We start from the raw sequence: 22,405 nt of genomic DNA, 5'->3' as shown, positions 1-22,405 counted from the left end.
GGAAATCCGCGGCGGGCGGTCAGTCCCGCGCAAGGTCGGCGGCAAGCGCGCCGATCCAGTCCCGGGTGCTGTTGACGGCGGTGGTATAGCTGTCGAGCACCGGTGCGGCCTGCGGCAGGGCCCGCGCGATCGGGCCGGCCTGACCGTAGATCAGGAAAAGCCCGGCCGCCAGCAGGACGGCGGCCGCCAGACCCAGCAGGAAACCGCTGTGACCCGGCTGCTTTTCCGGCGTCTGCGGCACGGGGGCGGAATAGAGCACGATGGGCGTGCCGAGGCTGAGCCGCACTTCTTCCTGATCGGGCACGAGGTTATGCCCCGGAGCGGGCCGGCGTGCGGGCAGAAGGTTGCGCCGATGCGCGGGCACCGGCGGCTCTGCCGAACGCGGTTCGGGGCGAGCGGAATCGGGCTGGACGGGATCGGATTGGCCGGGATCGGCGGGAGCGGGGCCGGCGGCAATGGGTTCGGCGACATCGGATTCGGGCGCGGCCGGGGCGGGTGCGGCCGGGGTCGTGTCACCGGAAGCGGATGCCGCCCGCGCCGGCATGGGCGGCGCCGCGTCGAGCCCGAGATCCGGCTGGGTTTCCAGAACGCCCTGTTCCTCGGCGCGCCGCAGCCGCGTTTCAAGTGCCGCCTCTTCCTGCAATATATCGGCCACCGCCCGGTCGAGCGGCCGTCGCGGACGAGCGGGGGTGTTGGTCGAGGCCGTGGCGGGAGCGGTGCTTTCCACTGTATCGTCGGCGGGGCGCTGAAACCACATATGGCCGCAATTCGAGCACTGCACATCCCGGCCCGCGGGCGGAATCGCATCCTCCGGCACCTCGTATTGCGCCGGGCACTTGGGGCAAATCAGTCGCATCAGGCCCTATCCGTTCCCGTTCACTCGTCGGGTCTGTTTTCCGTCACCCTATGCGTTTATGCAAAAAGCGCAAAGAAACAATGAACATCGCCCGGCACCGATGCGGGCGCCATTGAAACTGCATTCCGTGTCGGGCAAAGAAGATCCGGCGTGACCGGGGGGTGCCTGTGATCGAGTTCGAAAATGTCGCCTACAGCTACGGTGGCGACAAGTTGTTCAGCGACGTCTCCCTGCGCCTGTCGCCGGGGTCGTTCCATTTCCTGACCGGCCCGTCGGGGGCGGGCAAGACCACGCTGATCCGGCTCTGTTACGGGGCGCTGCTGCCGACCGGCGGGCAGGTGCGGCTGTTCGATTGCGAGATGGGCGAACTCGACCGCGATCAACTGGCGCTGATGCGCCGGCGTGTGGGGGTGGTGCACCAGGACTGCCGTTTCATCGATCATCTGCCGCTGCTCGACAACATCGCGCTGCCGCTTACCGTGTCCGGTTTCGACATGACGCAGGAACGCGCGAACCTTGACGAACTGATTTCGTGGGTCGGCCTGTCCGAACGCGCCGGCGCCCTGCCGCCCGAACTTTCCGGGGGCGAGAGGCAGCGCGCGGCGCTGGCGCGGGCGGTGATCCTGTCGCCCGACATGATCCTTGCGGACGAACCCACCGGCAACGTGGACTGGGAAATGTCGCAACGCCTGCTGCATCTGCTGATCGAACTCAACCGCATGGGCAAGACGGTGCTGGTCGCGACCCATGACCTTGCGCTGATCCGCGCCGCCAAAAGCCAGGTGCAGGCGCGGGTGCTCAGGATCTCGAACCGTGAACTGCACCTTGCGGGGGCCGACCTGTGAAGACGATCTCGCTGCGCCGGCTGGTTCTCGGCGATGTCCAGGCGGCGCGGATGGTGCCGCCAAGCGGATTTACCGCGCATCTCACGGTGTTCGCGGCCGGGGCGATGGCGTTCCTTGCGGTCTTTGCGCTCGCGCTTTCGCTGGCTTCGGGGCGGCTTGCGGACCGCTGGGGGGAGGAACTCGCCGGGGCGGCCACGCTGCGCATCAGCGGCCCGGCCGAGGAACTCGGGGCGCGGGTCGGCACCGCGCTTGCCGTGCTCGACCAGACGCCCGGCGTGGCCGAGGCGCGCGCGCTGACCGCAGAAGAGCAGGCGGAGTTGCTGGCGCCCTGGTTCGGGGAAGAGGTCTCGCTCGAAATGCTGCCGGTGCCGCGACTGATCGAGATCATCGCCGCCGATCCGCCCTATGACATCGAGGGGCTGCGGCTGCGGCTTGAAGCCGAGGTGCCGGGAGCGGTGCTTGATGATCATTCGCGCTTTCGCCGCCCGCTGGTCGATGCGGCGCAGGCGCTGCGCCGGCTCGGCTGGCTGTCGATCCTGTTGATCACAGGCACGACCGCAGCCATGATCACGCTTGCCGCCAACGCGGCGCTTGCGGCCAATGCGCAGCTGATCGCCGTGTTGCGGCTGGTCGGGGCGAGGGACGGCTATATCGCGCAGGCGTTCGTGCGCCGCTTTACCCTGCGCGCGGCGGCCGGGGCAGCGGCCGGAACGGTGCTCGGGGTTCTGGCGATCCTGGCGCTGCCGCCTGCCTCGGAGGAGGGCGGATTTCTGACCGGGCTCGGCTTTCGGGGGGCGGGCTGGCTGTTGCCGCTGCTGATCCCGCTGCTGGCCGGGGCGGTTGCCTGGGCGGCGACCCGGTCCGCCGCCCGGCGGCGCCTGCGGGAACTCGGCTGATGCGGCGGGGCCTGCGCTGGATCCTTTCGCTGCTGTTCATCCTGCAGATGTATCTTGCCATGGCGCTGCTCGGGATCGCCTTTGCGCCCTGGGCGCTGGTGTCATCCGCGGGCGCGCTGCGCGCGGCAAAGCTTTATTCGGGCTGGGTGCTGTTCAGCGCCCGGGTCATGCTCGGCCTGCGCTGCGAGGTTCGCGGCAAGGTGCCCGAGGGCGAGGTCCTGGTGGCGGCCAAGCACCAGTCGTTCCTTGATATTCTCATTCTCTTCGACGCCTTGCCGCGCCCGAAATTCATCATGAAGAAGGAACTGCTCTGGACCCCGTTTCTCGGGCTCTATGCGCGCCGGGTGGGCTGCGTGCCGGTCGATCGCAGCAAGCGGGGCGCGGCGCTTGCCCGCATGGTCGACGAGGTGCTGCGGGGCGCCGCCGACCCGGGGCAGCTCGTGATCTATCCGCAGGGCACCCGGGTGCCCCCCGGCGAACGGCGTCCCTACAAGGGCGGCAGCGCGGTGCTTTATGGCGAGCTTGGCCAGCCCTGCGTGCCGGCGGCGACCAATGTCGGGCTGTTCTGGCCACGCAGGGGCATCACGCGCCACGCCGGAACGGCGGTGGTCGAATTTCTGGAACCGATCCCGCCGGGGATGGAGCGGGCGGCTTTCATGGCCACCCTTGAACAGCGCATCGAGGCGCAAAGCGATGCGCTGCTGGAGGAAGCGCGCGGCGGGCGCGCCCCCGAAGGCTGATTAAGGGGGGCGCGCTTGCGTGTCCCGCGTCGGCATCCCGTCAGGCGTGGATTGCCCCGTCGCCACAGGCGAGCGCCGCCTCGCGCACCGCTTCGGAATAGGTCGGGTGCGCGTGACAGGTCAGCGCCAGATCCTCGGCCGAGGCGCCGAATTCCATGGCGACGCAGATCTCGTGGATCAGTTCGCCCGCCGAGGGACCGATGATATGGGCGCCGAGAATGCGGTCGGTGTCCTTGTCCGCCAGGATCTTGACGAATCCGTCGGCGGCGAAATTGGCCTTGGCGCGGCCGTTGCCCATGAAGGAGAACTTGCCGGCCTTGTAGGCGCGACCCTGCTGTTTCAGCGATTCCTCGGTCTCGCCCAGGGCGGCGACCTCCGGATGAGTGTAGATCACCGAGGGGATCACGCCATAGTTCACCCGCCCGCTCTTGCCGGCGATCACCTCGGCCACGGCCATGCCCTCGTCCTCGGCCTTGTGGGCAAGCATCGGCCCCTCGATGCAGTCGCCGATCGCATGAATGCCTGCCACGGCGGTTTCCCAGCGCTCGTTCACCAGAACCTGGCCGCGCTCCGACAGCCCGACCCCGAGCGGTTCGAGCCCGAGTCCTTCGGTAAAGGGCCTGCGCCCGGTCGCGACCAGCACCACTTCGGCCTCGATCGCGTGGTCGCTGTCGTCCTTGCGGCGCTTGTAGGCGACCCGCACACCGCCATCGGTCGCTTCGGCCGACTGGACTGCCGCCCCGAGGGTGAAAGAGAGCCCCTGTTTCTTGAGCGTGCGCTGGAAGGTCTTTTGCACCTCGCCATCCATGCCGGGGGTGATCTGGTCGAGATATTCGAGCACCGTGACCTTGCTGCCGAGGCGGGAATAGACGCTGCCGAGTTCCAGCCCGATCACCCCCGCGCCGATCACGACCATGGATGTCGGGATGCGGCCGAGTTCCAGCGCCCCGGTCGAGGTGACGATGGTCTTTTCGTCGATGACAATACCGGGGAGCGTGGCGCTTTCCGACCCCGAGGCGATGACGATATGCGCGGCCTCGTGGATTTCGTCGCTCACCTTGACCTTGCCCGGCTCGGGGATGCTGGCCCAGCCCTTCAGCCAGTCGATCCCGTTTTTCTTGAACAGGAATTCGATGCCCCTGGTGTTGGCGGCGATGGTGTCGGCCTTGTAAGCGAGCATCTTTTCCCAGTTCACCACGGGCGCCGCGCCCTCGAGCCCCATGGCGGCGAAGGTGGTTTCGGATTCGCGCAGCATCTGCGAGGCGTGAAGCAGGGCCTTGGAGGGGATGCAGCCCACGTTCAGGCAGGTGCCGCCCAGCGTCTCGCGCCCCTCGACGCAGGCGGTTCTGAGGCCAAGCTGCGCGCAGCGGATCGCGCAGACATAGCCGCCGGGGCCCGAACCGATGATGATGACGTCATATTTGGCCATGGTCATTGTCCCTTGTTTTGGGCCGGGGAGGGGGCTCTGCCCCCGTCGCGCGGGGCGCGCGACTCCCCCGGGATATTTCCGCCAGAAGAAGTCAGACGAGGGCGGAGAGCAGCATGAGCAGGGTGGCGAGGAAGCCGATGCCCCATATGATCGAGCGCGCCGGTGCGAGCGCAAGGGCATAGGCGGGGATATAGAGGATGCGCGCGCCCAGGTAGGTCCAGGCGCAGCCGGCGGTGAAGGCCGTCGATTTGCCGGCAAGCACCGTGACCAGGCAGGCGATGGTGAAGAGGATGAGCCCCTCGAAATGGTTGTCGAGCGCGCGTTTGAGCCGGCCTGCGAGCGGCGAAACCGGCCGCGGCGGCGGCAGGTCGCGGGCGGACATGGTGTAGCCGGCGCCGAGATCGCGGGTGACAACGGGCGCATAGAGCGCGAGTTGCAGCATCTGGAGCAGCGCGGCAAGAGCGAGGACAGCAAGTTCGGGGGTCATGATGCGGCGCGGGCTCCGCGGGTCGGGGCGATGGAACTGCCGGCCCGGGTGGTCGGTGCGGCGGGCATCGCGGTGGAGGGGATGGGGGAAACGTTCTCGCGACACCGTCCTTCATGTGGCGGCCCCTTGCGTTGCGGGGCGCTGGCGGGACGGTGCCGGAAGGCCGGTGTCGGGGCCGCGCGGCAATGCGTTTGGCGTGCATTGCCCGGGGCAGGCGGGGCGATGCCGAGCGCATCCGCCTGCCGGCAGCGGGCCAGTCCTTCGGCGGGCGATTGCATCGCGATCCTCCCCCTTCGGGTCACAGATCCATCAGCAGGCGGCGCGGATCCTCGAGTGCCTCCTTCACGCGCACGAGGAAGGTGACCGCCCCCTTGCCATCGACGATGCGGTGATCGTAGCTGAGCGCGAGATACATCATCGGGCGGATCACGATCTCGCCCCCGACCACCACCGGGCGCTGTTCGATCTTGTGCATGCCGAGAATGCCCGATTGCGGCGGGTTCAGGATCGGCGAGGACATGAGCGAACCATAGACGCCGCCGTTCGAGATGGTGAAGGTGCCGCCCTGGAGTTCCCCCATGGACAGCTTGCCGTCGCGGGCGCGCAGGCTTTTTTCCGCGATCGCCTTTTCGATTTCGGCGAAGGAGAGCGAATCGGCGTCGCGGATCACCGGCACGACCAGCCCCGAGGGAGTGCCCGTGGCGATGCCCATATGCACGAAATTCTTGTAGATCACCTCGGTGCCGTCGATTTCGGCATTGACCTCGGGCACCTCCTTCAGCGCGTGGCAGCAGGCCCGGGTGAAGAACGACATGAAGCCGAGCCGCACCCCGTGCTTGCGCTCGAACAGGGTCTTGTACTGCTCGCGCAGATCCATGACCGCGCTCATGTCCACCTCGTTGTAGGTGGTAAGCATGGCGGCGGTGTTCTGCGCCTCCTTGAGGCGCCGGGCGATGGTCTGGCGCAGGCGGGTCATCTGCACGCGTTCCTCGCGTGCCGCATCCTCGGCCGGAGAGGGCGCGCGCGCGGGGGCGGCGGGCGGCGCGGAATCCGCGGCTGGCGGCGCGGGCTCCGGCGCGGCCGGCGAGGACCGCGCCAGGTCTTCCTTCATGATGCGCCCGTCGCGCCCGCTGCCGGTCACGGAATCGCGGGAAATCCCCGCCTCGGCCATGGCCTTGCGGGCGGCGGGGGAATCCTCGGTGTCGCGGCGGCTGGCGGCGGCTTCCGCGGGATCGGGTTTGGTGCTTTCCTGCGGGCGCAGCGCGGGTTCGACCATGCCGTCGGCACTGCCGCTGATCATGGCGATCCGGTCGCCCGGTGCGACGGTCGCGCCCTCGGCGGCGCTGATTTCGCGCAGGACGCCGCCGGCGGGGGCGGGCACCTCGAGGCTCACCTTGTCGGTTTCGAGTTCGCAGAGCATTTCATCCTGCTTCACGTCATCGCCGACCTTCTTGAACCAGTTGGCCACGGTTGCCTCGGTCACGCTTTCGCCCAGCGCGGGCACGGTGACGGCGGTCAGGTTTTCGCGCTCCGACGGCGGGGCGGCGGCGGGGGCCGGCTGTGCGGGCTCTGCTGCGTTCCCCCGGTCCGGCTGCGCGGGGGCATCGGCGGCGGCATCGGAGATCGTCGCGAGCAAGGCGCCGACCTCCACCGTCTGGCCCTCGGCGGCGATGATCTCGGCCAGTTGTCCGGCGACCGGGCTTGGCACCTCGACGGTTACCTTGTCGGTTTCAAGCTCGCAGATCATTTCATCGACGGCCACCGCATCGCCCGGTTTCTTGAACCAGGTGGCGATGGTCGCTTCGGTCACGGATTCGCCCAGGGCGGGCACGCGGACTTCGGTGGTCATGTCAGTCTTCTCCAAAACTCAGCGCCTCGTCGACAAGCGCATCCTGCTGCGCCTTGTGCTGGCTCGCGAGCCCCGTGGCCGGCGAAGCCGAGGTGGCGCGGCCGACATAGCGCGGGCGGCGGTGGTCGGCCTCGATCCGGTTCAGCACCCATTCGATGTTCGGCTCGATGAAGCTCCAGCCGCCCTGGTTCTTGGGTTCTTCCTGGCACCAGATGAATTCGGCCTGCTTGAAGCGGTCGAGTTCCTTGACGAGGCTGAGCGCGGGGAAGGGATAGAACTGTTCGACGCGCAGCAGATAGATGTCGTCGATGCCCCGCGCGTCGCGTTCCTCGAGCAGGTCGAAATAGACCTTGCCCGAGCAGAGCACCACGCGCCGGATCCGCGCGTCGGGCTGGAGCCGGGTCGTTGAATTGCCAAGCTCCGCATCGTCCCAGAGCACCCGGTAGAAGGCCGAGCCGGTGGTGAATTCTTCGGCGCGGCTGACGGCCAGCTTGTGACGCAGCAGCGATTTCGGCGTCATCAGCATGAGCGGCTTGCGGAAGTCGCGGTGCAGCTGGCGGCGCAGGATATGGAAATAGTTCGCCGGAGTGGTGCAGTTGGCGACGATCCAGTTGTCCTGCCCGCAGAGTTGCAGGAACCGTTCGAGCCGCGCGCTCGAATGTTCCGGCCCCTGGCCCTCGTAGCCATGCGGGAGCAGGCAGACGAGACCCGACATGCGCAGCCATTTGCTCTCGCCGGCCGAGATGAACTGGTCGAACATGATCTGCCCGCCATTGGCGAAATCGCCGAACTGCGCCTCCCAGAGCGTGAGCGCATTGGGTTCGGCCAGCGAATAGCCGTATTCGAAACCGAGCACCGCATATTCCGACAGCATCGAATCGATCACCTCGAAATGGGCCTGTCCGGGGCGGATATTGTTGAGCGGGTGGTAACGTTCTTCGGTTTCCTGATCGACAAAGGCGGAATGGCGCTGGCTGAAGGTTCCGCGCGTGCTGTCCTGACCCGACAGGCGCACGGGAAAACCCTCGGTCAGCAGGCTGCCGAAGGCAAGCGCCTCTCCGGTCGCCCAGTCGAAGCCTTCGCCGGTCTCGAACATCGCGCGCTTGGCCTTCAGCAGACGTTCGACCGTATGATGAAGCGGAAAGCCCTCGGGGACGCGGGTCAGGGCCTCGCCGATTTCCTGAAACGTCTCGGGGCGGATCGCGGTTTCGCCCCGGGCGTGGTCTTCGTCGGCCTGCCAGCCGATATGCGACCAGCGCCCGTCGAGCCAGTCGGCCTTGTTCGGGCGATAGTTCCGGCCGGCCTCGAACTCGTCGTTCAGATGCGCTTGAAACGCGGCCTTCATGTCCTCGATCTCGCCCTCGGGGATCAGCCCGTCGGCCACCAGCCGTTCCGTGTAAAGGCTGAGCGTGGTCTTGTGGGACTTGATGTTCTTGTACATCAGGGGGTTCGTGAACATTGGCTCGTCGCCCTCGTTATGGCCGAAGCGACGATAGCAGAACATGTCGATGACCACGTCCTTGTTGAATTTCTGGCGAAATTCGATGGCGACGCGGGCGGCGTGGACCACGGCTTCGGGATCGTCGCCGTTCACGTGAAAGATCGGCGCCTCGACCATCAGTGCGATGTCGGTCGGATAGGGCGAGGTGCGGCTGAGATGGGGCGTGGTGGTAAAGCCGATCTGGTTGTTCACCACGATATGGATGGTGCCCCCGGTGCGGTGGCCGCGGATCCCCGAAAGCTGGAAACATTCGGCGACGACTCCTTGTCCGGCAAAGGCCGCGTCGCCGTGCAGCAGCACCGGCAGCACCGTGGTGCGATCGCTGTCGTGGTTCTGGTCCTGCTTGGCGCGGGCCTTGCCCAGGACGACCGGGTTCACCGCTTCGAGGTGGCTCGGGTTCGCGGTGAGCGAAAGGTGAACCACGTTGCCGTCGAATTCACGGTCGGAGCTCGAGCCCAGGTGATATTTCACATCGCCCGAGCCCTCCACGTCGTCGGGCTTGAAGCTCCCGCCCTGGAATTCGTTGAAGATCGCACGATAGGGTTTGTTCATCACGGTGGCGAGCACCGCCAGCCGGCCGCGGTGCGGCATGCCGATCACCATGTCGGTGACGCCGAGCGCACCGCCGCGCTTGATGATCTGTTCCAGCGCCGGAATCAGCGCCTCGCCCCCGTCGAGCCCGAAGCGCTTGGTGCCCATGTATTTGACATGAAGGAACTTCTCCAGCCCCTCGGCCTGCACGAGCTTGTTCAGGATCGCGCGGCGCCCCTCGCGGGTGAACTGGATTTCCTTGCCGTAGCCCTCGATGCGCTCCTTCAGCCAGGCGACCTGATCGGGGTCGGAAATATGCATGAACTGGAGCGCGAACGTGCCGCAATAGGTGCGCTTGACGATCTCCATGATCTCGCGCAGCGAGGCGAATTCCAGCCCGAGCACATTGTCGATGAAGATCGGCCGATCCATGTCGGCCTCGGTAAAGCCATAGCTTTTCGGGTCCAGCTCCGGGTGATGCGATTCGTCGCGCATCTGCAGGGGATCGAGATCGGCGATCAGATGTCCGCGGATCCGGTAGGCACGGATCAGCATGAGCGCGCGCACACTGTCGAGAACGGCGCGTTTCACATCCTCCGCGTCGAGCGCGACCCCCGCGGTGTCGGCCTTGTCGGCAATCACCTCGGCCACCGCGTGGGCCTCGTCCGCCGGCCAGTTGCCGGTCAGGGCGGCGGTCAGTTCGTCGTCGGGAAGCGGCGGCCAGTCGCGCCGCGCCCAGGAGGGCCCGGCGGCCTCGCGCCGGATCTGCCGTTCGCTGTCGCCGAGGCTGCGGAAGAACGCGGCCCAGTTCTCGTCGACCGTCTCGGGGTTGCCGGCATAGCGGGCATAGAGCCGTTCAAGATATTCGGCATTCTGCCCCTGCATGAAGGATGAAGCGCGGAACTGGTCGTTGTTGGGGGACTGGTCGGTCATCTCGCTACCTCGCGGAAAATGGGACCGGAACGGGAGCGCTGGAGGACGGAAAGGGGACGGGGACGCATCATCCGATCGCCTCGAGCATCGCCTCGCCAAGCCCGGCGGGGCTGTCGGCGATGGTGATGCCGGCGGATTTCAGCGCCTCGATCTTGGCCTCCGCGCTGCCCTGTCCGCCCGAGACGATGGCGCCCGCGTGCCCCATGCGCCGGCCCGGCGGCGCGGTTCGTCCGGCGATGAAGGCGGCGGTCGGCTTCCAGCGGCCGCGCCGGCGTTCGTCGGCCAGAAACTGCGCCGCGTCTTCCTCGGCCGTGCCGCCGATCTCGCCGATCATGAGGATGCTTTTCGTCTCGTCATCGGCCAGCAGCATTTCCAGCACGTCGATATGTTCCATCCCCTTGATCGGATCGCCGCCGATGCCGACCGCCGTGGACTGGCCAAGCCCGGCCTCGCTGGTCTGCTTGACGCCCTCATAGGTCAGCGTGCCCGAGCGCGACACGACCCCGACCGATCCGCGCCGGAAGATCGAGCCCGGCATGATGCCGATCTTGCAGGCCTCGGGGGTGATGACACCGGGACAGTTCGGGCCGATCAGACGCGATTTTCCGGTGGCGAGCGCGCCCTTCACCTTCATCATCTCGAGCACGGGAATGCCTTCGGTGATGCAGACGATGAGCGGGATCTCGGCGTCGATCGCCTCGAGGATCGAATCCGCGGCAAAGGGCGGGGGCACATAGATCACGGTGGCATCCGCCCCGGTCGCCTCGCGCGCTTCGTGCACCGATTCGAACACCGGCAGGCCCAGATGTTCGCTGCCGCCCTTTCCCGGCGTTACGCCCCCGACCATCCGCGTGCCATAGGCGATCGCCTGTTCGGTGTGAAACGTCCCCTGCGAGCCGGTCAGCCCTTGGCAGATCACGCGGGTGTTGCTGTCAACGAGAATGGCCATCAGCTTCTCCTACGCCAATAGTGGGGAAGTGTCTGTCGGTGGAAAAGAAAGCTACAACTAGGCCCGTTGGGCAGATATAGCTGAGCTTTTCCGGCTCTTTATCTGAGCGCACTTCAACGAATGAAATATATCGGTCACCGAGGTTTGAAAATCTGGTTGCTGGATCCGCATCAAACATCAGCGCTTGGAGATAGCGAGAGTGCAAGATTAGATTTAAGGCTTTCCAAAGGTCGGTTTCAAATTCATACGCGGATACATTCGGTTTAGGCTTGTGTAGAGAACCAGAAATTTCAACTTTTTCGTTGCTGATTTCCATGAATCGGCGTGCATAAATTGAGAATGCAACTAACTCATCTATAAGTCTTTTACATATCATCTCGCAAAAGCCCTGATCTTGTGCGGGCCATATTGCACCGTGGATTCCTATGATAGAGATTCCGTGCTGAATAGCTGCACGGCGAGCATCTTCGGCCGACATCAAGTCATTAAATCCAAACCGATGCGCCACGATATCACCTTGAGCAAGTTGTTGCATCATGCCTTCACCGCCGCGACGATCTTTTCCGCCCCGTCCCGCAGGTCGGTCGCGGCGATCACATCGAGGCCGGAGCTGTTGATGATTTCCTTGCCCTTCTCGACATTGGTGCCCTCGAGCCGCACCACGAGCGGCACCTTGAGCCCGACTTCGCGCACCGCCGAAACGACCCCTTCGGCAATCACGTCGCAGCGCATGATGCCGCCGAAGATATTGACGAGAATGCCCTTCACGTTGGGATCCGAGGTGATGATCTTGAAGGCGGCGGCGACCTTTTCCTTCGTCGCGCCGCCCCCCACGTCCAGGAAATTCGCCGGCTTCGCACCGCAAAGCTGGATGATGTCCATGGTCGCCATGGCCAGCCCGGCGCCGTTCACCATGCAACCGATCTCGCCGTCGAGCGCGATATAGTTCAGGTCGTATTTGCCGGCTTCGAGTTCCTTGGGGTCTTCCTCGGTCTCGTCGCGCAGGTCCACGATGTCGCCGTGCCGGTAAAGCGCGTTGTCGTCGAAACCGATCTTGGCGTCGAGCACGCGCAGGTCGCCCGCTTCGGTGACGATCAGCGGGTTGATCTCCAGAAGTTCCATGTCCTTGGCGATGAAGGCGCGGTAAAGCTGGTCCATCAGCGTGACGCATTGCTTGACCTGCTTGCCCGAAAGGTCAAGCGCGCGGGCGATGCGGCGGCCGTGGAAGGGCTGGTAGCCGGTCACCGGATTGACGGCGAAGGTGAGGATCTTTTCCGGCGTGGTTGCGGCGACCTCCTCGATGTCGGTGCCGCCCTCGGTCGAGCAGACAAAGGAAATGCGGCTGCTTTGCCGGTCGACCAGCAGCGCAAGGTAAAATTCGCGCTCGGCACGGCTGCCTTCCTCGATATAGACCCGGTGCACGCGCTTTCCGGCCTCTCCGGTCTGCCGGGTGACAAGAGTGCGCCCGAGCATCCGGCGCGTTTCGGCGGCGGCTTCGCTCACCGAGCTTGCCAGGCGCACGCCGCCCTTTTCGCCTGCGTCGGTCTCCTTGAAGCGGCCCTTGCCGCGTCCGCCGGCGTGGATCTGCGCCTTGACCACCCAGAGGGGGCCGTCGATCTCGCTCGCCGCGGCCTTGGCGTCCTCGGCCCGCAGCACCACCCGTCCGGCAGGCGCCGGCACCCCGAAACTGCGCAGCAGCGCCTTTGCCTGATATTCGTGAATGTTCATCCTGCCGCGCTCCGCCTGTCGTTCAACCTGCCAGACCGGAATATATGGCCCGCCACAGGGCAAGTTAAACGGAAACTTCGCGGATCGACGGATTGCAGCCGATAACGCGGGATTTGTGATCACGCAGTTTCATGCTGTGATCACAAATTGGCATCGACTGTTGCTGCAATGCAGCAACGAAAAGGGCGCACCGCAGCGCGCCCCTGTTGCCGGTCGGGTTTCCTGACGGATTTCCCGCCGGATCGCCGGTGATTCCCCCGCGCAGCCCTCAGGCCAGCGTGGGGTCGATCTCGCGGCAGGCCGCGACCAGGCTTCGGACCGCTTCGACCGACTGGTCGAACATCGCCTGTTCCTCGCCCGCCATGCGGATTTCGACGACGCGCTCGATCCCCTTGCTGCCGATCACGGTCGGCACGCCCACGTAAAGCCCGTCGAGGCCGAGCGCCCCGTCCACCCAGGCGGCGCAGGGCAGGACGCGCTTCTGATCCTTGAGATAGGCTTCGGCCATCTCGATCGCCGAGGTCGCCGGAGCGTAGAACGCACTGCCGGTCTTGAGCAGGCCGACGATCTCGGCGCCGCCGTCGCGGGTGCGCTGAACGATGTGATCAAGGCGGTCCTGCGTGGTCCAGCCCATCTCCACCAGATCGGGAAGCGGAATCCCCGCAACCGTCGAATAGCGCACGAGCGGCACCATCGTGTCGCCATGCCCGCCCAGCACGAAAGCCGAGACGTCACGCATGGAGACGCCGAATTCGAGGCTGAGAAAATGGCGGAACCGCGCCGAATCCAGCACCCCGGCCATGCCGCAGACCTTTTCATGCGGCAGGCCGGAAAACTCGCGCAGCGCCCAGACCATGGCGTCGAGCGGATTGGTGATGCAGATCACGAAGGCATCGGGCGCATGGTCGCGGATACCTTCGCCCACCGCCTTCATGACCTTGAGGTTGATGCCCAGCAGGTCGTCGCGGCTCATGCCCGGCTTGCGGGGAACGCCGGCGGTGACGATGCAGACATCCGCGCCCGCGATGTCGGCATAGGATTGCGTGCCCTTGAGCGCCGCGTCGAACCCGGCGACGGGGCCGCTCTCGGCGATGTCGAGCGCCTTGCCCTCGGGGGTGCCTTCGGCAATGTCGAACAGTACGACATCGCCGAGTTCCTTCATGGCGGCGAGATGGGCGAGCGTGCCGCCGATCTGGCCGGCGCCGATCAGCGCGATCCTGGGTCTGGCCATGGGTTGGTCTCCGATCCGGTGAAACTGTTTCTCATGCGTAGTGTGCGCCGGGCAGCCTTGCAAGGGCGGCCCAAAGGGGCCTGCAGGCTTTTCCGCTTGAACTTTTCTGCCAGAAATGGCCTTTGCAGGGCAAGATCATGTCGGCGCCGCGCCGATTGATCGGGCCGCGGCCGGGTTTGTTGCGAATGTCCCGGACCCGCAGCGACCACACCGGCCGCATCTGGGGCGGCGGCGACGGGTGGCGAGGATTTGGAGGCTCCTTACCGGAGAATGTGACGATATGCTGTATCTGATCCTTGGTCTTCTGCTCTGGAGCGGCGCGCATCTGTTCGGGCGGATACTGCCCCGGCAGCGCCAGGCGCTCGGGATGCCGGGCAAGGGGCTGGTCGCGCTCGGGGTGCTGGCCGGGCTGGTACTGATGGTGATCGGCTACCGCGCCGCCGATCCCGGCACGATCTACTGGGGGCGCCACCCGGCCACCACCGGCATCGCCGACCTTTTGATGCTTTTCGCGGTTTATCTGTTCGCGGTGAGCCATCTGCGCACCGGACTCGCGCGGGTGATCCGCCATCCGCAGCTGACGGCGGTCAAGACATGGGCGGTTGCGCATCTGCTGGTGAACGGCGATCTGCCGTCCTTCGTCCTGTTCGGCGGGCTGCTGGCCTGGGCCGTGGTGTCGGTGATCGTGATCAACCGTGCCGGACCGCGCAACGTTCTTCCGCCCGCGCCGCGCCACCGCGAGATCGCCGCCGTGATCGCGACGCTCGTCGTCTATGCCCTGATCGCCTGGCTGCATGGCTGGCTTGGTTATGACCCGTTCGGATGACACCATGAAAATCTACCGTTTCCTGAGCGCCGAAGACACCTCGGCTTTCTGCCACAAGGTCAGCGATGCGCTGAGCAAGGGCTGGGACCTGCACGGCAGTCCCGCCTATGCCTATGATGCCGGGGCCGGCGTGATGCGCTGCGGTCAGGCGGTGACTAAGGAAATCGCGGGCAGCTACAGCCCCGACATGAAGCTGGGGGAACAGTGATGGCAAAAACCAATCCGGGCCGTTTCTTCGAGGATTACACGCTGGGCGAAGTGATCGTCCACGCGGTGCCGCGCACCGTATCGGGGGGCGAGCGGGCGCTTTATCACGCGCTTTATCCGGCGCGCCATGCGCTTGCGTCTTCGGATGCCTTTGCGCAGTCCTGCGGGTTGCCGGCCAGCCCGCTCGACGACATCGCGGCCTTTCACGTGGTGTTCGGCAAGACGGTGCCGGATATTTCGCTGAATGCGCTGGCCAATCTCGGCTATGCCGAGGGGCACTGGCTGCGCCCGGTCTGGCCCGGCGACACGCTGCGGTCGGAATCCGAGGTGATCGGCCTCAAGCAGAACTCGAACGGGAAATCCGGCGTGGTCTGGGTGCGCACGAGAGGGTTCAACCAGCACGACGACGTGGTGATCGAATATGTGCGCTGGGCCATGGTGCGCAAGCGCGACCTCGAACGCCCCGCGCCCGAGCCCGTGATCCCGGACCTTCAGGAGGCCGTCACTCCCGATCAGCTCGTGATCCCCGAGGGGCTCGATTTCTCCGGCTATGACTTTGCGCTGGCCGGCGAGCCGCACCGGTTCGGCGATTACGAGATCGGCGAGACCATCGACCATGTGGACGGGGTCACGGTGGAAGAGGCCGAGCACATGCTGGCGACCCGCCTCTGGCAGAACACCGCCAAGGTGCATTTCGACGCCACCCAGCGCGAGGACGGCCGCCGGCTGATCTATGGCGGCCATGTCATCAGCATGGCGCGGGCGCTGTCGTTCAACGGGCTGGCCAATGCGCAGGTGGTGGTGGCGCTGAACGGGGGCGCCCATGCGAACCCCTGCTTCGCGGGCGACACGATCCGGGCCTGGTCCGAGGTGCTCGACAAGGCCGAGACCGCGGCGCCGGGCGTCGGGGCGCTGCGCCTGCGGCTGGTGGCGACCAAGGGGGGCGCGCCGTTCCGCCTGCGCGGCGAGAACGGGAAATACCTGCCCGAGGTGCTGCTCGATCTCGATTACTGGGCGTTGATCCCGCTCTGACCGCGTTTGCGCTGGCCGGGAATCGGAAAGACGATGTCATAGCCCCAGTTGAAGACGAAGGCATAGCAGACAAAGAACATCGCATAGCCCGCGTCGAGCACGATCGCCTCGATCGGGCCGAGGCCGAGATACCACATGATGAAGGGAAGCAGCACCAGCATGAGGCTGAGTTCGAACAGGATCGCATGCAGCACGCGGACCCGGACCGTCTTGGCAACCGTACCGGTGAGGCGCAGCTTGGCATGATCGAAGGCAAGATTGTAAAGATAGTTCCACGCCATGGCCATGGTGGCCCCTACGATGGCGAGCACGCCCATTTCATCGACCGAATGGCCAAAGACCACCATGCCGAAGAGGGTGAAGGCGAAAAGCCCGATCACCTCGAAGAGGATGGCATGGCGAATGCGGTCTCTGGTGGTGCGCATGACGGTCTCCCTCCCGTTTTCGGTCCGTGCGCCGGGGCGATACACGGGCGGTTCGCGCCGCCCTGGTCCCCGGTTCGTGCCTTTCATCAGCTAGACGTCAAGGGCACGCAGGGCAAGTGCGCTGCGCGCCGGCCCGCCCGGAACAGAGCGCTGATCGGCCGCGCCCCGGGCGCCGGATCCTGCGTGACAGGGCCCGGAAAAATGCTTAACCCGGGGTCAATCCCAGCGAAAGGAGCTTTCAATGTCCGAAGCCAAAAGGGTTGAACGCCCGCTCTCGCCGTTCATGCTCGGCAGCGCCTACCGGATCCAGATGACGTCGTTCTCCTCGATCGTGACGCGGATCACCGGCAATGCGCTCGGGATCAGCGCGATCCTGTTCGTCTGGTGGCTGCTGGCGGCGGCGACCTCGCCCGAGGCCTTTGCCCGCGCGGACGGCATCCTGACCGGCATCATCGGGGATGTGGTGATGACGCTCACGGCCTGGGGGCTCTGGTATCACTACCTGGCCGGGCTGCGGCATCTCTACTGGGATACCGGTCGCGGAATGGAATTGCGCGCCGCCGAGCGGCTGGGATGGGCGGTCGTGATCGGTTCGGTCCTGCTGACCGTCCTGACCATTATCGTGATCTGAGAAAGGGGCAGACCATGCGTTATCTTACCGACCGCAAGCGCGCGCTGCACGACGGTTCGGCCCGCTCGGGCACCGCGCATCACTGGTTCATGCAGGTCAGTGCCTTCGGCCTTGCCCTCATCGTGCCGGCCTTTGTCTATATCGTCGGCAGCTCTCTGGGGAAAAGCCACGACGAGGTGCTTGCGACCTTTTCCAACCCGCTGGTCGCGATCCTCACGGCGCTGGTGCTGGTGGTGGGGCTCGTGCATTTCCGCAAGGGCGCCCAGATGATGATTCAGGATTACTGGCAGGGCGTGACCGCCAAGGTGATGATCATGAGCGTGACGGCCATTGCCTACGCGCTGATCGCCGCCGGGCTGTTCGCGCTGGTCAGAATCGCGCTTTGAGGAAGGGAACCCATGGCAGCTTATGAATACGAAACCCACGAATTCGATGTCGTGGTGGTGGGCGCCGGCGGCGCGGGGTTGCGGGCAACGCTCGGCATGGCCGAACAGGGGTTGCGCACGGCCTGCGTGACCAAGGTGTTCCCGACCCGCAGCCACACGGTGGCCGCGCAGGGCGGCATTGCCGCAAGCCTGTCGAACATGGGCCCGGACAACTGGCAGTGGCACATGTTCGACACGGTGAAGGGCAGCGACTGGCTCGGCGACATGGACGCGATGGAATATCTCGCCCGCGCCGCGCCCGAGGCGGTTTACGAGCTTGAACATTACGGCGTGCCGTTTTCGCGCACCGAAGAAGGCAAGATCTATCAGCGCCCCTTCGGCGGCCACACCACCGAATTCGGCGAAGGCCCGCCGGTGCAGCGCACCTGCGCCGCGGCCGACCGCACGGGGCATGCGATCCTGCATACGCTCTACGGTCAGAGCCTGAAGCAGAAGGCCGAATTCTACATCGAATATTTCGCGATCGACCTCGTGATCACCGACGGCGCCTGCACCGGCGTGGTGTGCTGGAAGCTCGACGACGGCACGATCCATGTCTTCAATGCCAAGATGGTGGTGCTGGCGACCGGCGGCTACGGGCGCGCCTATTTCAGCTGCACCTCGGCCCATACCTGCACCGGCGACGGCGGCGGCATGGCGGCCCGGGCCGGCCTGCCGCTCCAGGACATGGAATTCGTGCAGTTCCACCCGACCGGCATCTATGGTTCGGGCTGCCTGATCACCGAGGGCGCGCGCGGGGAGGGGGGGTATCTGACCAACTCCGAGGGCGAGCGGTTCATGGAGCGCTATGCGCCCCATTACAAGGATCTGGCGTCGCGCGATGTGGTGTCGCGCTGCATCACCATGGAGATCCGCGAGGGACGCGGCGTCGGCAGGGACAAGGATCACATCCATCTGAACCTCATGCACCTGCCGCCCGAGGCGCTGCACGAGCGCCTGCCCGGCATCAGCGAATCCGCGCGCGTCTTTGCCGGCGTCGATGTGACGCGCGATCCGATCCCGGTGCTGCCCACGGTGCATTACAACATGGGCGGCATTCCGACCAATTACCTTGGCGAGGTGCTCGACCCGTCGGAGGACGATCCGCAGCGGGTCTATCCCGGGCTCATGGCGGTCGGAGAGGCCGGCTGCGCCAGCGTGCACGGGGCGAACCGGCTTGGCTCGAACAGCCTGATCGACCTCGTGGTGTTCGGCCGCGCCGCCGCGATCCGCGCTGGCGAGGTGATCGACCGCGACGCGCCGGTGCCCGCGACCAACCGCGAACAGGTGGACCGCGCGCTTGCGCGTTTCGATGCGCTGCGCCACGCGAGCGGCGGCACGCCGACGGCCGAGCTGCGGCTCGAGATGCAAAAGACCATGCAGGCCGACGCGGCGGTGTTCCGCACCGCGGAAACGCTGTCCGAGGGCGTGACCAACATGACCGCGGTCGCGGGCAAGCTCGATGATCTCCACGTCACCGACCGCAGCCTGATCTGGAACACCGATCTGATGGAGACGCTCGAGCTGACCAACCTCATGCCGAATGCGCTTGCGACGATCGTCGGTGCCGAGGCCCGCAAGGAAAGCCGGGGCGCCCATGCGCGCGAGGATTTCACTGACCGCGACGACGAGAACTGGCGTGTCCATACGCTCGCCCGGGTCGATGGCAACTCGGTTGCGCTCAGCTACCGGCCGGTGGTCATCGATCCGCTCACGAGCCCCGCGGAGGGCGGTGTCGATCCCGAAAAGATCGCCCCGCGCGCGCGCGTCTACTGATTTCCGTTCCCGAACGGGGCGCGGCCCGGACAACACCCGGGCCCGCGCCGAAAGCCCAACTGCCCGAGGAGGCAAAACCATGGTCCAGATGACCCTGCCCAGGAATTCGAAGATCCGCGTCGGCAAGACATGGCCCAAGCCCGAAGGCGCAACCAATCTGCGCAAGTTCAGCATCTATCGCTGGGATCCGGACACGGGCGAGAATCCGCGGGTCGATACCTATTTCGTCGATATGGATGACTGCGGCCCGATGGTTCTGGATGCGCTCATCAAGATCAAGACCGATATCGACCCGACCCTGACCTTCCGCCGTTCCTGCCGCGAGGGGATCTGCGGGTCCTGCGCGATGAACATCGACGGCGGCAATCATCTTGCCTGCATCTACGGCATCGACGAGGTCAAGGGCGACGTCCGCGTCTATCCGCTGCCGCACATGCCGGTGGTCAAGGATCTGATCCCCGACCTGACGCACTGGTATGCCCAGCACGCCAGCATCAAGCCCTGGCTCGAAACCGAGAGCAACCCGCCGCAGAAGGAATGGCTGCAGTCGATCGAGGACCGTCACAAGCTCGACGGTCTGTACGAATGCGTGATGTGTGCCTGCTGCTCGACCGCCTGTCCGTCCTACTGGTGGAACCCGGATCGCTATCTCGGGCCGGCGACGCTGCTGCATGCCTATCGCTGGATCATCGACAGCCGGGACGAAGCGACGGGCGAGCGGCTCGATTACCTCGAAGATCCGTTCAAGCTGTACCGCTGCCATACCATCATGAACTGCACCAAGACCTGTCCCAAGGGGCTGAACCCGGCACTGGCGATCGCTGAGATCAAGCGGATGCTGGTGGACCGGCAGGTGTGACGGCAGCCATGTGACGGCAGCCATGTGAAGGCCGGCCCCGGCGGCGGATTCCGCCCGGGCGGTGCCCGCCGGTGATGGCCGTTGCTTTACCTTGACGTTACTTCCCTTGTGGCACGTGCATATCCCCTTGCAGGAAACGGGGGATGTCATCGCGGCCCTTTGCCCCCATCTGTTGCAGCAAGACAAGAGCAGCAGAAAGAAGGCACGACATGACGACTGCATATGCCCGCCCCTCCAGGATCAGCGCCGAGGAAGCCCTGCGCATCCTCACCGAATCGCTGGCCTATTTCACCCAGGGCGTGACCCAGATCCGCGATGGCAGCGCAGGTTCCACGCGGGACAAGACCGGCCGGCCCCGCAGCCGGGCCGAGGACTGAACATCCCGGCGAGTGCCGGACGAGGGTTCGGGACATGGCGGCGACGCGGCCGCCCTGTCCGCCGGGTGCCGTGTCCGGCTGACTGACCTGCACGGCAGGAGGAGGGAGCATTCGGGATGATCGCGGTCATCGCCATCGGGGTCGCCCTGATTCTCGTGATGGTCTTTTCCCGTCCCGCGACACGCGCCTGCCGCTGGCGCGAATTTCCCGATGATTCCGGGCAAAGCCGCTGGCATTGCGTCACATGCGGTGCCGAGACCAGGGCGCCGCGCGGACAGCGGCCGAAGCGGTGTTTCCATGTCCCCATCTGAACGGCGGGCACCGATCAACAAATCCTGATTTCGCGCCCAAGAGAACATTTCCCTCTTGAAAGCCGAAGCGATTTGCCCCAGATGCGCGGCCAAGACGCCAACGTACGCGCCTCTACCCCAAGGGCTCGAACCCCTGGTTATGTAGCGACGGTAACGTCTCTGATGGTATCGACGGCCTTGAATGGCCGGGTCTTTTGGAGATGACCAATGAACGCCTACGTAACCGGCCTCTCGGCGGCAGGCAGCATTGCGCCCGCCGGAACCGCTGAAAACCGCATCCTGACCTTTCTGCAGTCGGCGCATTTCGACCGCCCGACGCTGGTGATCGACCTTGCCGGCGTCACGCAGCAGTATCGCGCGCTTGCCGCCGGGCTCGGCCCGGCGCGGATTCACTATGCGGTGAAGGCCAACCCCGAACGCGCCATCATCGAGGAACTCGTCCGGCTCGGGTCCGGTTTCGACGCCGCCTCGCGTGCCGAGATCGAGCTTTGCCTCTCGCTCGGGGCCCGGCCCGAGGACATTTCCTTCGGCAACACGATCAAGCGTACCGCCGACATCGCCTTCGCGCATCAGGTCGGCCTGCGGCTGTTCGCGGCCGATTCCGAGGAAGAGCTGGAAAAGATCGCGGATAACGCCCCCGGTGCGCAGGTCTATGTCCGGCTTCTGGTCGACGCGACCGGGGCGGACTGGCCGCTGTCGCGCAAGTTCGGCTGCGCGCCCGACAAGGCGCTGCGGCTTCTTGACCTCGCGCACGCGCTCGGGCTCGATCCGGTCGGTTTCTCGTTCCATGTCGGCAGCCAGACGCGCCACGCCGGCATGTGGGAACAGACGCTCGATCAGGTGGCCGACATCTGGTGGACGGCGCAGGAGGCCGGCAACGACCTCACCCTGCTGAACATCGGCGGCGGTTTCCCGGCCTTCTACGAGGAAGAGATCGAGGCGCCGACTGCCTATGCCGCAAACGTCATGGAAATGGTGCGCGCCCGCTTCGGCGACGTGCCCCATGTCATGGCCGAGCCCGGCCGGGGCCTCGTGGCCGAGGCCGGGATGATCGCGGCCGAGGTTCTTCTGGTCGCGCGCAAGTCCGACAGCGATCTGTGCCGCTGGGTCTATCTCGACATCGGCAAGTTCTCGGGGCTCGCCGAAACGATGGATGAATCGATCCGCTACCAGTTCCTGACTGGCCGCGACCACGAGGAAACCGGCCCCTGCATCCTCGCCGGGCCGTCCTGCGACAGCGCTGATGTGCTGTACGAGCGCCGCCCGGTGGCGCTTCCGCTCGGGCTGCGGGCCGGCGACCGCGTCGTGATCCGAAGCTGCGGCGCCTATACATCGACCTATGCCTCGGTCGGGTTCAACGGCTTTCCGCCGCTGGACGTGGTGGTGATCTGAAGGCAGGAGAACCGGCAGCACCAAAGCGAAAACGGTGCTGCCGCCCCCGCCGCGGGTGATCCCTGTACGCATGCCCGCAAATCTGCGCCGGCATGCCGCCGCCCGCTAGGGGGGCGCGAAGTAGCGGTGCGCCGCGGTCGTCCTGCCCCTGTGCGACAACTTGCTGCCC

General features: G+C 65.8%; 23 protein-coding genes. 13 read left to right on the top strand and 10 right to left on the bottom strand.

Translation table 11 applies throughout. From position 1 onward, the window contains the following. Nucleotides 1-19: 19 nt before the first annotated feature. On the bottom strand, nt 20-856 hold the full coding sequence (locus B0B01_RS13265) for a zinc-ribbon domain-containing protein (RefSeq protein WP_076648016.1): 837 nt from the start codon (nt 854-856) through the stop codon (nt 20-22). 167 nt (nt 857-1,023) lie between these two features. Here B0B01_RS13265 and B0B01_RS04535 point away from each other — a divergent pair, with 167 nt between their 5' ends. From B0B01_RS04535 to B0B01_RS04525, 3 genes are read left to right on the top strand one after another with little or no spacing between them, the layout of a single operon-like run. After that, nucleotides 1,024-1,701: a cell division ATP-binding protein FtsE gene (locus tag B0B01_RS04535; protein WP_076648013.1), complete on the top strand. Its 678-nt coding sequence runs from the start codon at nt 1,024-1,026 to the stop codon at nt 1,699-1,701. Nucleotides 1,702-1,751: 50 nt separating this feature from the next. Then, the gene (locus B0B01_RS04530; protein ID WP_076650050.1) at nt 1,752-2,597 is read left to right on the top strand and encodes a cell division protein FtsX; all 846 of its coding nucleotides are present in this window, start codon (nt 1,752-1,754) and stop codon (nt 2,595-2,597) included. After that, the gene (locus B0B01_RS04525; protein ID WP_076648010.1) at nt 2,597-3,337 is read left to right on the top strand and encodes a lysophospholipid acyltransferase family protein; all 741 of its coding nucleotides are present in this window, start codon (nt 2,597-2,599) and stop codon (nt 3,335-3,337) included. Before B0B01_RS04530 ends, B0B01_RS04525 begins: the two co-directional genes overlap by 1 nt. A 40-nt stretch (nt 3,338-3,377) precedes the next feature. Here B0B01_RS04525 and lpdA read toward each other — a convergent pair whose 3' ends face one another. The 8 genes from lpdA to mdh all read right to left on the bottom strand — a co-directional run bounded on the left by lpdA (nt 3,378) and on the right by mdh (nt 13,975). Beyond that, nucleotides 3,378-4,766, bottom strand: coding sequence for a dihydrolipoyl dehydrogenase (gene lpdA, locus B0B01_RS04520; RefSeq protein ID WP_076648007.1), 1,389 nt, complete (start codon nt 4,764-4,766; stop codon nt 3,378-3,380). 91 nt (nt 4,767-4,857) lie between these two features. Continuing rightward, complete coding sequence (locus tag B0B01_RS04515; RefSeq protein ID WP_076650049.1) at nt 4,858-5,253, bottom strand: MAPEG family protein; 396 nt, start codon at nt 5,251-5,253, stop codon at nt 4,858-4,860. Nucleotides 5,254-5,551: 298 nt separating this feature from the next. Continuing rightward, complete coding sequence (odhB, locus tag B0B01_RS04510) at nt 5,552-7,102, bottom strand: 2-oxoglutarate dehydrogenase complex dihydrolipoyllysine-residue succinyltransferase (RefSeq protein WP_076648004.1); 1,551 nt, start codon at nt 7,100-7,102, stop codon at nt 5,552-5,554. A 1-nt stretch (nt 7,103) separates the two neighbouring features. Then, on the bottom strand, nt 7,104-10,067 hold the full coding sequence (locus B0B01_RS04505; protein ID WP_076648000.1) for a 2-oxoglutarate dehydrogenase E1 component: 2,964 nt from the start codon (nt 10,065-10,067) through the stop codon (nt 7,104-7,106). A gap of 67 nt (nt 10,068-10,134) precedes the next feature. After that, entirely contained in the window at nt 10,135-11,016 is an 882-nt protein-coding gene (sucD, locus tag B0B01_RS04500; protein ID WP_076647997.1) for a succinate--CoA ligase subunit alpha, read from the bottom strand. Next, nucleotides 11,000-11,554, bottom strand: coding sequence for a hypothetical protein (locus tag B0B01_RS13020; RefSeq protein WP_143733012.1), 555 nt, complete (start codon nt 11,552-11,554; stop codon nt 11,000-11,002). The genes sucD and B0B01_RS13020 overlap by 17 nt, the downstream gene beginning before the upstream one ends. Further along, nucleotides 11,551-12,744: an ADP-forming succinate--CoA ligase subunit beta gene (sucC, locus tag B0B01_RS04495; RefSeq protein ID WP_076647994.1), complete on the bottom strand. Its 1,194-nt coding sequence runs from the start codon at nt 12,742-12,744 to the stop codon at nt 11,551-11,553. The genes B0B01_RS13020 and sucC overlap by 4 nt, the downstream gene beginning before the upstream one ends. Nucleotides 12,745-13,012: 268 nt before the next feature. Continuing rightward, complete coding sequence (gene mdh, locus B0B01_RS04490) at nt 13,013-13,975, bottom strand: malate dehydrogenase (protein ID WP_076647991.1); 963 nt, start codon at nt 13,973-13,975, stop codon at nt 13,013-13,015. Nucleotides 13,976-14,255: 280 nt separating this feature from the next. On the opposite strand from mdh, the gene B0B01_RS04485 reads away from it, so the two are divergent. Genes B0B01_RS04485 through B0B01_RS04475 form a run of 3 tightly spaced genes read left to right on the top strand, consistent with a single transcriptional unit; the run spans nt 14,256 to nt 16,040 of the window. Continuing rightward, nucleotides 14,256-14,801, top strand: a complete 546-nt coding sequence (locus B0B01_RS04485) for an NnrU family protein (protein ID WP_076647988.1) — start codon at nt 14,256-14,258, stop codon at nt 14,799-14,801. A gap of 4 nt (nt 14,802-14,805) precedes the next feature. Next, a complete protein-coding gene (locus B0B01_RS04480) occupies nt 14,806-15,009 on the top strand; it encodes a DUF1737 domain-containing protein (protein ID WP_076650048.1) in 204 nt (67 codons plus the stop codon). Further along, nucleotides 15,009-16,040: a MaoC family dehydratase gene (locus B0B01_RS04475; protein WP_076647985.1), complete on the top strand. Its 1,032-nt coding sequence runs from the start codon at nt 15,009-15,011 to the stop codon at nt 16,038-16,040. The genes B0B01_RS04480 and B0B01_RS04475 overlap by 1 nt, the downstream gene beginning before the upstream one ends. Here the strand turns inward: B0B01_RS04475 and B0B01_RS04470 are convergent. Further along, complete coding sequence (locus tag B0B01_RS04470) at nt 16,016-16,465, bottom strand: PACE efflux transporter (protein WP_076647982.1); 450 nt, start codon at nt 16,463-16,465, stop codon at nt 16,016-16,018. The genes B0B01_RS04475 and B0B01_RS04470 overlap by 25 nt on opposite strands. Nucleotides 16,466-16,706: 241 nt before the next feature. On the opposite strand from B0B01_RS04470, the gene sdhC reads away from it, so the two are divergent. From sdhC to B0B01_RS04440, 7 genes are all read left to right on the top strand, one after another. Next, nucleotides 16,707-17,096, top strand: a complete 390-nt coding sequence (gene sdhC, locus B0B01_RS04465) for a succinate dehydrogenase, cytochrome b556 subunit (RefSeq protein ID WP_076647979.1) — start codon at nt 16,707-16,709, stop codon at nt 17,094-17,096. Nucleotides 17,097-17,110: 14 nt separating this feature from the next. Next, a complete protein-coding gene (gene sdhD, locus B0B01_RS04460) occupies nt 17,111-17,482 on the top strand; it encodes a succinate dehydrogenase, hydrophobic membrane anchor protein (protein ID WP_076647977.1) in 372 nt (123 codons plus the stop codon). Between the two features lie 12 nt (nt 17,483-17,494). Further along, the gene (sdhA, locus tag B0B01_RS04455) at nt 17,495-19,297 is read left to right on the top strand and encodes a succinate dehydrogenase flavoprotein subunit (RefSeq protein ID WP_076647974.1); all 1,803 of its coding nucleotides are present in this window, start codon (nt 17,495-17,497) and stop codon (nt 19,295-19,297) included. Nucleotides 19,298-19,376: 79 nt separating this feature from the next. Next, the gene (locus B0B01_RS04450; RefSeq protein ID WP_076647970.1) at nt 19,377-20,156 is read left to right on the top strand and encodes a succinate dehydrogenase iron-sulfur subunit; all 780 of its coding nucleotides are present in this window, start codon (nt 19,377-19,379) and stop codon (nt 20,154-20,156) included. 209 nt (nt 20,157-20,365) lie between these two features. Next, nucleotides 20,366-20,533, top strand: coding sequence for a hypothetical protein (locus tag B0B01_RS13155; protein ID WP_159438955.1), 168 nt, complete (start codon nt 20,366-20,368; stop codon nt 20,531-20,533). 116 nt (nt 20,534-20,649) lie between these two features. After that, complete coding sequence (locus tag B0B01_RS04445) at nt 20,650-20,844, top strand: hypothetical protein (RefSeq protein ID WP_076647965.1); 195 nt, start codon at nt 20,650-20,652, stop codon at nt 20,842-20,844. 207 nt (nt 20,845-21,051) lie between these two features. Continuing rightward, nucleotides 21,052-22,236 (top strand): type III PLP-dependent enzyme, encoded by a 1,185-nt coding sequence (locus B0B01_RS04440; RefSeq protein WP_076647961.1) that lies wholly within the window; start codon nt 21,052-21,054, stop codon nt 22,234-22,236. Nucleotides 22,237-22,405 lie beyond the last annotated feature (169 nt).

It is taken from the genome of Pontibaca methylaminivorans (genome assembly GCF_900156525.1).
Lineage (GTDB): Bacteria > Pseudomonadota > Alphaproteobacteria > Rhodobacterales > Rhodobacteraceae > Pontibaca > Pontibaca methylaminivorans.
Note: the sequence above shows the minus strand (reverse complement) of the source record. Positions and strands in the feature narration are given on the sequence as shown.